12 protein-coding genes are annotated in these 13,316 nt (G+C 69.5%); 7 read left to right on the forward strand and 5 right to left on the reverse strand.

All coding sequences use genetic code 11. The features are described 5' to 3' along the window. Positions 1–35 precede the first annotated feature (35 nt). From EYW49_RS01150 to EYW49_RS01160, 3 genes are read right to left on the reverse strand one after another with little or no spacing between them, the layout of a single operon-like run. Positions 36–764 (reverse strand): amino acid ABC transporter ATP-binding protein, encoded by a 729-nt coding sequence (locus EYW49_RS01150; RefSeq protein WP_131305054.1) that lies wholly within the window; start codon positions 762–764, stop codon positions 36–38. Continuing rightward, positions 748–1,401: an amino acid ABC transporter permease gene (locus EYW49_RS01155; protein ID WP_131305056.1), complete on the reverse strand. Its 654-nt coding sequence runs from the start codon at positions 1,399–1,401 to the stop codon at positions 748–750. The genes EYW49_RS01150 and EYW49_RS01155 overlap by 17 nt, the downstream gene beginning before the upstream one ends. 8 nt (positions 1,402–1,409) lie before the next feature. Continuing rightward, the gene (locus EYW49_RS01160) at positions 1,410–2,093 is read right to left on the reverse strand and encodes an amino acid ABC transporter permease (protein ID WP_131305058.1); all 684 of its coding nucleotides are present in this window, start codon (positions 2,091–2,093) and stop codon (positions 1,410–1,412) included. Positions 2,094–2,914: 821 nt separating this feature from the next. Here EYW49_RS01160 and kdpF point away from each other — a divergent pair. The 7 genes from kdpF to EYW49_RS01195 are packed head-to-tail and all read left to right on the forward strand — an operon-like array spanning position 2,915 to position 11,369. Beyond that, on the forward strand, positions 2,915–3,037 hold the full coding sequence (kdpF, locus tag EYW49_RS01165; RefSeq protein ID WP_131305060.1) for a K(+)-transporting ATPase subunit F: 123 nt from the start codon (positions 2,915–2,917) through the stop codon (positions 3,035–3,037). A 34-nt stretch (positions 3,038–3,071) separates the two neighbouring features. After that, positions 3,072–4,781 (forward strand): potassium-transporting ATPase subunit KdpA, encoded by a 1,710-nt coding sequence (gene kdpA / locus EYW49_RS01170; RefSeq protein WP_131305068.1) that lies wholly within the window; start codon positions 3,072–3,074, stop codon positions 4,779–4,781. An 18-nt stretch (positions 4,782–4,799) separates the two neighbouring features. Next, entirely contained in the window at positions 4,800–6,851 is a 2,052-nt protein-coding gene (gene kdpB, locus EYW49_RS01175) for a potassium-transporting ATPase subunit KdpB (protein ID WP_131305070.1), read from the forward strand. Positions 6,852–6,862: 11 nt separating this feature from the next. Further along, positions 6,863–7,468, forward strand: a complete 606-nt coding sequence (gene kdpC, locus EYW49_RS01180) for a potassium-transporting ATPase subunit KdpC (RefSeq protein WP_131305072.1) — start codon at positions 6,863–6,865, stop codon at positions 7,466–7,468. Positions 7,469–7,481: 13 nt separating this feature from the next. Continuing rightward, positions 7,482–10,196, forward strand: coding sequence for a sensor histidine kinase (locus tag EYW49_RS01185; protein WP_131305074.1), 2,715 nt, complete (start codon positions 7,482–7,484; stop codon positions 10,194–10,196). Continuing rightward, the gene (locus tag EYW49_RS01190) at positions 10,193–10,891 is read left to right on the forward strand and encodes a response regulator (protein WP_131305076.1); all 699 of its coding nucleotides are present in this window, start codon (positions 10,193–10,195) and stop codon (positions 10,889–10,891) included. Before EYW49_RS01185 ends, EYW49_RS01190 begins: the two co-directional genes overlap by 4 nt. 25 nt (positions 10,892–10,916) lie before the next feature. Continuing rightward, on the forward strand, positions 10,917–11,369 hold the full coding sequence (locus EYW49_RS01195) for a PTS sugar transporter subunit IIA (RefSeq protein WP_131305078.1): 453 nt from the start codon (positions 10,917–10,919) through the stop codon (positions 11,367–11,369). A gap of 36 nt (positions 11,370–11,405) precedes the next feature. Here the strand turns inward: EYW49_RS01195 and EYW49_RS23580 are convergent, their stop codons facing one another. Next, positions 11,406–11,537: a hypothetical protein gene (locus tag EYW49_RS23580; protein WP_265937384.1), complete on the reverse strand. Its 132-nt coding sequence runs from the start codon at positions 11,535–11,537 to the stop codon at positions 11,406–11,408. Then, positions 11,534–13,126, reverse strand: coding sequence for a glycosyltransferase family 39 protein (locus EYW49_RS01200; protein ID WP_131305080.1), 1,593 nt, complete (start codon positions 13,124–13,126; stop codon positions 11,534–11,536). The genes EYW49_RS23580 and EYW49_RS01200 overlap by 4 nt, the downstream gene beginning before the upstream one ends. Positions 13,127–13,316: the final 190 nt, after the last annotated feature.

Consider the following 13,316-nt stretch of genomic DNA (forward strand, 5'->3'; position numbering starts at 1 on the left):
CACTGTCAGGCTCGGCGGGGTGTCCCGCTCTTGTTCTAGTGCCGCGATCCGACGAAGGTGCGCAGTTCCGGGGTCTGGGGATCGGCGAGCAGCGTGCGCGGCCCCTCCTCCCAGACCCGGCCCTGGTGCATGAAGACGATCCGGTCGGCGATGCGCTGGGCGAAGGCCATCTCGTGGGTGACGAGCAGCATGGTCATGCCGCCGCGCGCCAGATCCTCGATGACCTTCAACACCTCGCCGGTCAGTTCCGGGTCGAGTGCCGAGGTGACCTCGTCGAACAACATCACCTTCGGCTTCATGGCGAGCGATCGGGCGATGGCGACGCGCTGTTGCTGGCCGCCCGACAGCTGTTCCGGATAGGCGTCGATCTTCTCCTCAAGGCCGACCTGACGCAGCACCTGCAAAGCTTCGGCGCGGGCGGTCGCCCGGTCGACCTTCTTCACCCAGCGCGGGGCCAGCGTGATGTTCTGCTCGACCGTCAGGTGGGGGAACAAGTTGTAGCTCTGGAAGACGATGCCGACGTCCTGGCGCAGGGCGCGCAGGTCGAGCTTGGGGTCGGAGATCGAGCGGCCGCAGACGACGATGTCGCCGCCGTTGATCCGCTCCAGGCGATCGACGCAGCGCAGCGCGGTGCTCTTGCCCGAGCCGCTGCGGCCGATCAGGACCAGCACTTCCCCCTTCTGGACCTCGAAGCTGATGCCCTTCAGCACCTTCAGGGCCCCGAAGCTCAGGTGGACGTCGTCGAACTTAACGATGGCTGACACTGTAGGCCCTTTCGAAGCGACGGCTCAGCACCGAGAGCGGATAGCACAGGCAGAAGTAGAGGACGGCGATCACCAGATAGGTGGTGAAGGGCTGGAAGGTCGCGGCGTTGACCTGCTTGCCGACATAGGTGACGTCGACGACGCCGATCACCGAAGCGAGCGAGGTGTTCTTGACGATCTGGACCATGAAGCCGACGGTCGGCGGCGTGGCGATGCGGATCGCCTGGGGCAGGATCACCAGACCCATGCGCTGGGCATAGGTCAGGGCCAGACAGTCGGCGCCTTCCCACTGGGTCTTCGGCACCGATTGCAGGCTGGCGCGCCAGATGGTGCCGAGATAGGCGCTGGAGAACAGCACCAGGGCGATGCCGGCGGCGGTCAGCGAGCCCACTTCGACGCCGAGGATCGGCAGGCCGAAGTAGATCACGAACATGATGATCAGCACCGGCGAGCCCTGGATCAGCGCGACATAGGTGGCGATGGTCCGCGACACCCAGCGCACCTTCGACACCCCTGCGAGCGCCAGGGCGAAGCCGATCAGGCCACCGAAGACGAAGCTGATCAGCGACAGCACCACCGTCCAGATCAGTCCGCCGAGCAGCACCTGAACGTGGATGAGGGCGAAATTGGTGAACATCGCGGCCTCTAGAGGTTGGTGCCGAGGCGCCGCAGGCGCGGGAAGAGGACGAGGCCGAGCAGGCGCAGCAGGCCGCGCATGCCGAAGGACAGCACCAGATAGACCCCGAGGATCACCAGATAGACCTCGAAGGAGCGGAAGGTCATCGACTGGATGCGCGAAGCGGCACCGGTCAATTCTTCCGCAGAGATCTGCGAGGTGATGCTGGTGCCGAGCATCAAGAGGACATATTGGCTGACCAGCGCCGGATAGACCTTCTCGAAGGCCGGCGGCAGCATCACCCCGGCGAGCACCTGGAGCCGCGAAAACCCCAGCGTATCGGCCGCCTCGATCTGGCCGCGGTGGATCGCTTCGAGGCCGGCGCGGATGATCTCGCTCGAATAGGCGCCGACGTTGATGGTCAGGCCGATCAGCGCCGAGGTCTCGGCGGAGAAGCGGAGCCCGAGCGACGACAGGCCGAAATAGACCAGGAACAGTTGGACCAGCAGCGGCGTGTTGCGGATCGCCTCGACATAGACGGCGACGAGGTTGCGTAGGACGGCGATGCGGCTGGTGCTGGCGACGGCGCAGAGCGTGCCGAAGACGAAGCCGCTGCAGGTGACGATCACCGACATGCGGATGGTCGCGACCGTGCCCCAGAACAGGAGCGGCCAATAGTCGGCGAGGAACGAGAAGTCGAACTGGTAGCTCATCGGGAGGCGACCTCGGGCGACCGGACGTCACACCGCCGCCCGACCCGGGAGGCGCGCAATTCGAGAGTGCCGGAGGCGGAACCGACCGGAGGATGCGACTTCGCGATCGGTGTCGAGCCGGCGACGCCGGCCATCGCCGATCCGCGAACGGACTCAGGCGGCCGACACGCCGGCGCGATCGTGGCGATGTCTCGATGTGCGGTGGTCGAGGTCGAAACTACGTGCTCGCGGAATCATGTCCGGCACACCTCCCCGATGTTCTTGGTGCCGACTTTCTGCCGGCTTGAGGGGATCGTAGGCCGCACTCATGACACATGTCAACTGCGGACGCGGAGGTGTTCAGGGCCATCGCGTTTAGAACCAACCCGACCCCGGGCCGTCATCCCCGGCCGGAGCGCCGAAGGCGCGCAGGGGAAGGGGATCCAGGGGGTATGCTGGTAGGCTTTCGGCGTTTCCCGTGTGGCCTCCGGGTCCCCTTCCCTCGCCCTTCGGGCTCGCCGGGGACGACGGCAGGGGCAAGATGTGATCGATTGGGAGGATGTGGGTTTCGACGAAATCCAAAATGCGATCGCCCTGCGGGCGCGTCCGCAGGGCGATCGAACCGGGTGAGGATCCGCGGCTCTGGCGGCGGGCGCGGCTCCACGCGACCGGCCGCCCCGTCCTTATGACTCCCTTATATCCCGGCCCCACCTTCCCGATCGATCCCTGACGCGCTTCGGGCGCAGAAACGACGTCGACCAACGTCGTTCCCGGAGGCTCCCCCATGCTCGATTTCGTGTTTCTCGCCCTGGCGCTCGGCCTGTTCGCCGCCGCCGGCCTCTATGCTCGCGCCTGCGACCGGCTGTGAGGCGACGATCATGACCGAACCGATCGTCGCCCTGGTGATCGCCGTGGCCCTCGGCGTCTACCTCCTCCACACGCTGCTGCGCCCCGAGAAGTACTGAGCGCCGCAGTCCCTCGCCTCTTCGGAGATCCGCCATGACCGCCATCGGCTGGCTGCAGTGTCTCGTCGTCGTCGCCCTCGTCCTCGCCTCGGTGGTGCCGCTCGGCACCCACATGGCGCGGGTCTATGCGGGCGAACGCACCTTCCTCTCCCCGGTGTTCGGGCCGCTGGAGCGCGGCTTCCTCCATCTCGCCGGCGAGCGCGCCGTCCGACCCCAGTCGTGGCTCGGCTATACGCTGGCGATGCTGGTGTTCAACGCCGCCGGTTTCCTGCTGCTCTATGCGATCCTGCGCATCCAGGGCGTGCTGCCCTTGAACCCGCAGGGCTTCGACGGGGTCGATCCGGCGCTGGCCTTCAACACCGCGGTGAGCTTCGTCACCAACACCAACTGGCAAGCCTACGGCGGCGAGACCACGATGAGCCATCTGACCCAGATGGTCGGCCTCACCGTCCAGAACTTCCTGTCGGCGGCGACCGGCATGGCGCTGGCGGCGGCGATGATCCGCGCCTTCGCCAAGACCGGACGCGAGGCGCTCGGCAATTTCTGGGTCGATCTGACCCGTTCGACGCTCTACGTGCTGCTGCCGCTGTCGATCGTCCTGGCGCTCGCCTTCGTCGCGTTCGGCATGCCGCAGACGCTCGCCGGCTCAGTCGAGGCGACGACGCTCGAAGGCGCCAAACAGATCATCGCCCTCGGGCCGGTCGCCTCCCAGGAGGCGATCAAGGAACTCGGCACCAACGGCGGCGGCTTCTTCAACGCCAACGCCGCCCATCCCTTCGAGAACCCGACGGCGATCACCAATGCCCTGGAGATCTGGGCGCTGCTGGCGATCTCGGCGGCGCTGACCCACACCTTCGGCCGGATGGTCGGCGACAAGCGTCAGGGCTGGGCGATCCTCACGGTGATGGCGATCATCCTCGGCGGCGCCCTGGTGGTCGCCTATTGGGCGGAAGCCGGCGGCAACCCGCTCCTGACCGCGCTCGGCGTCGATCCGACGATGGGCAACATGGAGGGCAAGGAGGTCCGCTTCGGCACCGCCGCCTCGAGCCTCTATGCGATCGCCACCACCGGCACCTCGACCGGCGCGGTCAATGCGATGCACGAGAGCTTCATGCCGCTCGGCGGGTTCATGCCGCTGCTGCTGATCAAGCTCGGCGAGATCGTCCCCGGCGGCGTCGGCTCGGGCCTGTTCGGCATCCTGGTGATCGCCGTGCTGACCGTGTTCATCGCCGGGCTGATGGTCGGCCGCACCCCGGAATATCTCGGCAAGAAGATCGAGGTGAAGGAGATGAAGCTGGCGATGCTCGCCCAGCTGATCCTGCCCCTGTCGATCCTCGGCTTCACCGCGGTGGCGGCGATGCTGCCGACGGCGCTGGCCAGTCTCGCCAATGCCGGCCCGCACGGACTGACCGAGCTGCTCTACGCCTATGCCTCGGCGACCGGCAACAACGGCTCGGCCTTCGCCGGCCTCTCCGCCAACACGCCTTGGTTCAATTCGACGCTCGGCATCGCCATGTTCCTCGGCCGCTTCGGCTACGTCGTGCCGGTGATGGCGATGGCCGGATCGCTGGTGGTCAAGACCCGGGGTACCGCCTCGGCCGGCACCTTCCCGACCGACGGGCCGCTGTTCGTCGGCCTGGTGGTGGCGGTGATCCTGATCCTGGGGGGCCTGCAGTTCTTCCCGGCCTTCGCGCTCGGACCGATCGTCGAGCACCTGCTGATGGCCACCGGCCGCACCTTCTGACCTCGCGAGGACCGTTCCATGTCGCACTCCCAAGCCCGCGCACTCTCGCTGTTCGACGGTGCCATCCTGCGGCGCGCCGCCCTCGACGCGGTGGTCAAGCTCGACCCTCGCCGTCTCGCCCGCAATCCGGTGATCTTCGTCACCGAAGTGGTGGCGGCGGTGGTCACCGTGATCTTCGTCAAGGATCTCGTCCTCGGGGCGGGATCGCCGATGTTCGAGGGCCAGATCGCCCTGTGGCTGTGGTTCACCGTGCTGTTCGCCAACTTCGCCGAAGCCGTCGCCGAAGGGCGCGGCAAGGCCCAGGCCGATGCGCTGCGCAAGACCCGCTCCGACACCGTCGCCAAGCGCCTGCTGTTCCCCGACGGCGACGATTCCCTGTTCGAGGGCGTGTCGTCGCTGGATCTCGAGCTCGACGATCTGGTGGTGTGCGAGCCCGGCGACGTCATCCCCGCCGACGGCGAAGTGGTCCGCGGCGTGGCCTCGGTCAACGAATCGGCGATCACCGGCGAATCCGCCCCGGTGATCCGCGAATCCGGCGGCGATCGCTCGGCGGTGACCGGCGGCACCACGGTGCTGTCGGATCGGATCGTGGTCCGCATCACCGCGGCGCCCGGCTCGACCTTCATCGACCGGATGATCGCCCTGGTCGAAGGCGCCTCGCGCCAGAAGACCCCCAACGAACTCGCCCTGTCGATCCTGCTGTCGGGCCTGACCCTGATCTTCCTGATCACCGTGGTGACGCTGTGGGGCATCGCCGGTTACTCGGGCACGGTGGTCTCGGTGACCGTGCTGGTGGCGCTGCTGGTGACCCTGATCCCGACCACCATCGGCGGCCTCCTGTCGGCGATCGGCATCGCCGGCATGGACCGGCTGATCCGCTTCAACGTGGTCGCGACCTCGGGCCGGGCGGTGGAAGCCGCCGGCGACGTCGACACGCTGCTGCTCGACAAGACCGGCACCATCACCTTCGGCAACCGTATGGCGACGGAATTCGTCGCGGTGCCGGGGGTCGGCGCGGCGGCGCTGGCCGAAGCCGCGTGGCTCGCGTCGCATGCCGACGAGACGCCGGAAGGCCGCTCGATCGTCGCGCTCGCCCAGGGCAGCGGCGGCGCCGGGCCGAAGTCCACCGCCGACGCGGTGTTCGTGCCCTTCACCGCCCAGACCCGGCTGTCGGGGGTCGACCTGCCCGGCCGCTCGATCCGCAAGGGCGCGGTCGACGCGGTGATCCGTCACCTCGGCACGACGCTGGCCGAGACCCCGGCGGCCTTCCGCGAGGCGGTCGACCGCATCGCCCGCACCGGCGGCACGCCGCTGGCGGTCTCGGAAAACGGCCGGCTGATCGGCGTCATCCACCTCAAGGACATCGTCAAGCCGGACATCAAGGAGCGTTTCGCGGAACTCCGCGCCATGGGCATCCGCACCGTCATGGTCACCGGCGACAACCCGGTCACGGCGGCGGCGATCGCCTCGGAAGCCGGCGTCGACGACTTCATCGCCGAGGCCACGCCGCAGGACAAGCTCGCCTACATCCGCTCCGAACAGACCCACGGCCGGCTGATCGCCATGTGCGGCGACGGCACCAACGACGCCCCGGCGCTGGCCCAGGCCGACGTCGGCGTGGCGATGCAGTCGGGGACGCAAGCCGCGCGTGAGGCCGGCAACATGGTCGATCTCGACAGCAACCCGACCAAGCTGATCGAGGTGGTGGCGATCGGCAAGCAGTTGCTGATGACCCGCGGCTCGCTCACCACCTTCTCGATCGCCAACGACGTGGCCAAGTATTTCGCGATCATCCCGGCGCTGTTCGTGGCGACCTGGCCGGAACTGAGCCGGCTCAACGTCATGGGGCTGGCCTCGCCGGAGAGCGCCATCCTGTCGGCGGTGATCTTCAACGCGCTGATCATCGTCGCGCTGATCCCGCTGGCGCTGAAGGGCATCGCCTATCGTCCGGTCGGCGCGGCGGCGGTGCTCCGGCGCAATCTCCTGGTCTACGGCGTCGGCGGGCTGATCCTGCCCTTCGTCGGCATCAAGGCCGTCGACCTCGTCGTCGCCGCCCTGCATCTGGCTTGAGGACACCTCCCATGATCGCTCATCTGCGCCCCGCCTTCGTGCTCCTCACCGGGCTGACCGTTCTCACCGGCGTCGTCTATCCGCTGGCGATCACCGGCCTCTCCGCCGTCGCCCTGCCGCGGCAGGCCGGCGGCAGCCTGATCCGCGCCGGCGACACCGTGGTCGGCTCGACCCTGATCGGCCAGAGCTTCACCGATCCCAAATGGTTCCACGGCCGCCCCTCGGCGACCTCGGCGCCGGACCCGGCCGACTCCTCCAAGACGGTCGACGCGCCCTACAATGCCGGCAATTCCTCGGGCTCGAACCTCGGGCCGCTGGCGGCCAAGCTGATCGACCGGGTCAAGGCCGACACCGAGGCGCTGATCGCCGAGAGCGGGGCGACCACCGTGCCCGCCGACGCGGTAACCACCTCGGCGAGCGGGCTCGATCCCGACATCTCGCCGGCCTTCGCGCGCCTGCAGGTCAAACGCATCGCCGCGACGCGGGGCCTCGCCCCCGACCGGATCGAGGCGCTGATCGCCGGAAGCGTCCGGGGCCGCGACCTCGGAATCTTCGGCGAACCGCGGGTCAACGTGCTCGAGCTCAACCTCGCCCTCGATCGCCTGACGCGGTCGTGACAGGATGGCGGCCATGACCGACTCCACCTCCTCCCGCGATGGGCGACCCTGTCCCGATGCGCTGCTGGCGTTGGCCCAGCGGGAGGAGCGGGGCCGGCTCAAGATCCACCTCGGGGCGGCGCCGGGGGTCGGCAAGACCTTCGCCATGCTGACCAACGCCCGACGGCTGGCGGCCGACGGTGTCGACGTGGTGGTGGGGCTCGCCGAGACCCACGGCCGCGCCGAGACCGCGGCGCTGATCGAGGACCTTGAGGTGCTGGCGCGGCGGCCGGTGGTCCATCGCGGCCGCACGCTGATGGAGTTCGACATCGACGCGGCGCTGGCCCGCCGGCCGGCGCTGCTGATCGTCGACGAGCTCGCCCACACCAACGCCCCCGGCTCGCGCCATCCGAAACGTTTCCAGGACGTCGAGGAACTGCTCGACGCCGGCATCGACGTGTGGACGGCGCTGAACATCCAGCATCTCGAGAGCCTGTCCGACGTGGTCGGCCGGATCACCGGCGTGACCATCCGCGAGACGGTGCCCGACCGGATGCTGGAGCGCGCCGACGAGGTGGTGCTGGTCGACCTGACCCCCGACGAGCTGATCGAGCGGCTGAAGGAGGGCAAGGTCTATGTCGCCGAGAACGCCGCCCGGGCGATCGACAACTTCTTCCGGCCGTCGAATCTCACGGCGCTGCGCGAGTTGGCGCTGCGGCGCACCGCGGCGCGGGTCGACGACCAGATGCTCCAGTATCTGCGCCAGAACGCCATCGAAGGGCCGTGGCCGACCGCCGAGCGGCTGCTGGTCTGCGTCGGCGCCGACGAACATTCCGACGCGGTGGTGCGGGTCGCCGCCCGCCTCGCCAAGGCGCTCAACGCCACCTGGACGGCGCTGCACGTCGATCGTCCCGACAGGGCGGCGACCGACGAGGCGAGCATCCGCCGGCTCGACGCGACGATGCATCTGGCCGAACGGCTGGGCGCGGAGCGGGTGCGGGTGATCGGCACCGATCTGGTCACCGAGATCCTGCGCTGGGCGCGGCGCGAGAACGTGTCGCAGATCGTCATCGGCCGCTCGGTGCGCCCGCCCTGGTGGCGCCGGGCGTGGCGCCGCGGCCTGTCGGAAGAGCTGGTCGCCCAGGCCGCCGACATTTCGGTGCAGGTGGTGACCGGGGCGAGCGATCGGCCGCGCAAGGCGACGCCGCCGCGTGGTCCGGATCCTCGGCGGCTCGCGGTCGGGCTCGGCGTGGCGCTCGCCGCGGTCGCGCTGTCGGTCGGGGTCGGCATCGGGCTGACCCATGTCGTCGATCTGCCCAACGTGTCGATGGTGTTCCTGTCGGCGGTGGTGTTGTGCGCGCTGCGCTTCGGCCGGGCGAGCGCGGTCGCGGCGGCAGTGCTGTCGTTCCTCGCCTACAATTTCTTCTTCATCGAGCCGCTCTACAGCTTCACCGTGGCCAAGCCGCACGAGCTCTTCGCCCTGGTGGTGTTCCTGTTCGTCGCCGCCACGGTCGGCAGCCTCGCCGGCCGCGCCCACGAACAGGCGGTGGCGGCCCTGGCGCGGGCCCGCAGCACGCGGGCACTCTACGAATATTCGCGCAAGATCTCCGGCGTTTCGGCGCTCGAGCCCTTGATGTGGGCGGCGGTCACGCAGGTCGCCGGGGCGATCCAGGGATCGGCGGTGGCGCTGCTGGCGACCGGCGGCGATCTCCATCTGATCGGCGCCTTCCCGCCCGACGTCGAGATGGGGGTGACCGAATGGGGCGCGGCGCGCTGGGCCTTCCAGCGCGGCGAGGTCGCCGGTCGGCGGTCGCCGACCTTGCCCAATGCCGAACTGCAGTTCCGGCCGTTGGTCACCGCGAGCGGCACGGTCGGGGTGATCGGCTACGCCGCGAGCGATCCCGATCACGGCCTGTCGGAGGACGACGAGCGCTTCCTCGCCTCGCTCGCCGACCAGACGGCGATCGCCGCCGAGCGCATCCAGCTCGGCGACCGGGCCACCGCGGCGGCGGCGAGCGCCGAGAGCGAGCGGCTGCGTTCGGCGCTCCTGTCCTCGATCTCCCACGATCTCAGGACCCCGCTCGCCTCGATCCTCGGCTCGGTCACCAGCCTCGCCGATTTCGGCGACCGGCTCGACGAGGCGACCCGCAAGGACCTCCTGAAGGCGATCGAGGAGGAGACCCGACGCCTGTCGCAGTTCGTGGTCAACCTGCTCGACATGACCCGGCTCGAGGCCGGCAATCTCGAGCTGACCGTCGACTGGGTCGATCTCGCCGACGTCGCGCGGGCGGCAGTCGCCCGCGCCGCGCGGCTCTACCCCGGCCGCACCCTGGTGCTGGCCGGCGGCGATCGCCCCCTGGTGCTGGAGGGCAACGCCACGCTGCTCGAGCAGGTGCTGTTCAATCTGATCGACAATGCCATGAAGTTCTCCGACCCGCCCGGCGTCACCCGCCTCCGTCTCGCGCCCCGCGACGGCACCGCGGTGATCGAGGTCGAGGACGACGGCATCGGCATTCCGCCCGACCAGCTGGAGCGGGTGTTCGACAAGTTCCACCGGGTCGCCGCCGGCGACGGGCGCGCCGCCGGAACCGGCCTCGGCCTGTCGATCTGCCGCGGCGTGGTCACCGCCATGGGCGGGACGATCACCGCCGCGAGCCCGATCGCCGACGGCCGAGGCACCCGGATCACCGTCGAGCTGCCGCTTCCCGCCGCCGGCCCCGGCCCCGAGATCGAGGAGACCGCGTCATGACCACCGCCGCCCGCGTCCTGGTCGTCGACGACGAACCGCAGATCCACCGCTTCCTCAAGCCGGCGCTGGAGGCCTCGGGCTACACCGTGGTGACCGCCGAAGACGGCGCCACGGCGATCCGCGCGGCGGCGGCGAGTGCGCCCGACGTGATCCTGCTCGACCTCGGCCTGCCCGACATGGACGGCAAGGAGGTGATCCGGGCGGTGCGCGGCTGGTCGAAGACGCCGATCATCATCCTGTCGGCGCGCGACCGCGAGAGCGAGAAGATCGCCGCCCTCGATCTCGGCGCCGACGACTACGTCAACAAGCCGTTCGGGGTCGGGGAACTCCTGGCGCGGGTGCGCACGGCGCTGCGCCATGCCGCGACCAGCGGCGGCGAGGCGAGCGTGGTCGAGACCGGCGATCTGGTCGTCGACACGCTGAAGCGCACCGTCACCAAGGCCGGCGAACGGCTGCGCCTGACCCCCAAGGAATACGACCTGCTCCATGTTCTCGCCCGCAACGCCGGCAAGGTGGTGACCCATCGCCAATTGCTGTCCGCAGTGTGGGGCAGCGCCCATACGGCGGACGCCCAGTATCTCCGGGTGTTCATCAGCCAGTTGCGCCAGAAGGTCGACGCGAGCGACGCCGCAGCCTCGGTGATCGAAACCGAGCCCGGGGTCGGCTATCGCCTGCGCGAGCAGGATCCGACCTGATGTCCCTGTCCAACCGAGATCGCCGATGACCTTGTCCGTCCATCTGAAACCCGAAGCCGTCGTGCTCGGGTTGGCCGCCCGCACCCGCAACGACGTCCTGCGCGGGCTCGCCGAGCGCTGCGCCACGGCGCTCGGAGGCGAGCCGGCGACGATTCTGCGGGCGCTTTCCGATCGCGAGGCGCTCGGCTCGACCGGGGTCGGCCACGGCGTGGCGATGCCCCATGCGGCGATCGCCGGCCTCGCCGCGCCCTTCGCGCTCGCGGCCCGTCTCGCCGCGCCGATCGACTGGCAGGCGATCGACGATCAGCCGGTCGATCTGGTGGTGGTGGTTTTGTCCCCGAGCGAGGGGCCGGCGGGGTCGCCGAACCCGATCGCCAAGTTCGCGCGCCGCCTGCGGGCGCCCGAAACCCGGGCGCGGCTGCGCGCCGCACCGACGGCGGCGGCCTTCCACGCCGCATTGACCGGGCCGATCGACTGAGCGGCGTTTCCCCGGGCGGGAAACGTCGCCGTACGGTCAATCGCCGGCGAGCCCTCCGCCGATCGACAGCGCGATCGCGATGAGCGTGGCCGCGACCACGGCCAGGAGAAGCAAGACGAGCAGGTCGCCTCGGGACGCTGCGGCCGGATCCGGGCCTCGCTCGCTCATCGCATGATCTCCTCCGCTCGGTCATCCTCGATCTCTGCCGAGCGGCGCTGCGGGTCGGTGCCGGCGACCGCATCGGGCAGGCGCATCACGAAGCGGACTTCGAGCGGGGCGAGCGGGGTGGCGCGCCAGACCTTCGAAACCGCGGCGGTCGCTTCGATCGCCGCCGGGCCGAACAACGTCCGGGCGGAGTCGAGGCACGGTTCGTCGGTCACGCGACAGACCGCGAGCGCCCCTTCGCGGGCGATCCGCGCGGCATCGATCCACGGCGAATGGCCGAAGTCGAACGTCTGGAGTTCCGAGGGCGCCGACGGACCGTAGAAGGCGATGCTGCCGGCCAGCAGTTCGTCGCCGGTGACGATCGCCAGCGGCGCATCGGAGACGGTCTGCCGCCACACCGCGGTCGCCGCCTCGGCGACTTCGGCGAGCGGCAAGGTCGCCTCCTCGTTCCCCGCCGCGACTTCGGCGGCGTTGAGGAAGGGCGCGGCGGCGACGAGGATCGCGCCGAGGGCGGCGAGGACACCCATCACACGGGCGCGATCGACGTCCGAAACCGTGACGCCCGGGGCGGTGAGCAGGGCCCAGCCGGTCAACATCCACAGCGGCTCACCCCACAGCGCCGGCAGGCGCGAAAAGGCGAGGAGACCGAGGATCATCGTCGCGACGAAGGGGCCGAGGGCGAGGATCAGGATGCGGCGGCGCCAGGGATCGCCGCGGTCGATGCGCAGGACCCCGAGCAGGGCGCGCGAGCGGCGCAGGCCGAGCGCGACGACGGCGCCGATCCCCACCGGCAGCAGGAACAGAAATTCGGCGATCGGAAAGGTGGCGATCGACGCGAGGGTGCGGGCGACGCCGTCGTTGCGGGCATGCCCGGCGTAGACGAAGGGCTCGAAGTCGCTCGCCACCACCCAGGCGAGGTTGGGCGAGATCAGCAGCAGACCGGTCACCGTCGCGGTCAGAGCCGCCGGCGAGCGGAGCAGACGGCGACGATCCGGCTCGGTCGCGACCACCGCCAGCATCGCGAGAACCAGGGTCGCGGTGTAGTACTTGCCGAGCATGGCGATCGCCAGAAAGGCCCCGAGGCGCAGGCCGTTGCGCGCGGACGGGGACTCCAGGGCCTTCAGAAAGGCCCACATCGCCCAGGGCCAGGTGGCGATCGAGATGGTGTTGGCGTTGAACTTCAGCGCATGGAACCCGTAGAGCGGCGACAGCACCAGGATCGCAGTGGCGACGAGGCGGCGCGAGCCGGTCTCGCGGCAGCCGATGGTCATCCAGGTCCCGGCGAGGCCGACCGCCACGCTGGTCTCGGCGAGCAGGTAATAGGCCCAGTCGGCGCGCGGAAACACCTGGAACCACGCCCCCACCACCCAGGCGAACAGGGGCGGATGCTTGAAGTAGCCGAGTTGGAATTCCTTCCCCCAGACCCAGTTCTCGACCATGTTGGTGCTGGTCGAGAGGTTGTCGTGCGACAGCGTCGCAAACAGTGTGAACACCGCGACGTAGGCCGTCAGGAAGACGAGGAATCGGGCGGTATCGCCGAATTCCGTGCTTCGGCTGACGCGAAGCGGGGGACACAGGGAGAAATCGGTCATTCGTCCTCGAACCACTGGGCGAGGCGTCGATCGACCGTCGTCGGTGTGTCGTCACCGCCGGATCGAGCCGGTTTCGCTCGCCCGGACGATCTCCACGCCCACGCAGGAGGAGATCGCGGCCTCGCCGGCTCGCACCGATCGATGGCGTTCCATAGGACGGCGGACCTGACGTTGGCCTGACTCGCGCGGC

It is taken from the genome of Siculibacillus lacustris (assembly GCF_004328075.1).
In the GTDB taxonomy this organism is placed as follows: domain Bacteria; phylum Pseudomonadota; class Alphaproteobacteria; order Rhizobiales; family Ancalomicrobiaceae; genus Siculibacillus; species Siculibacillus lacustris.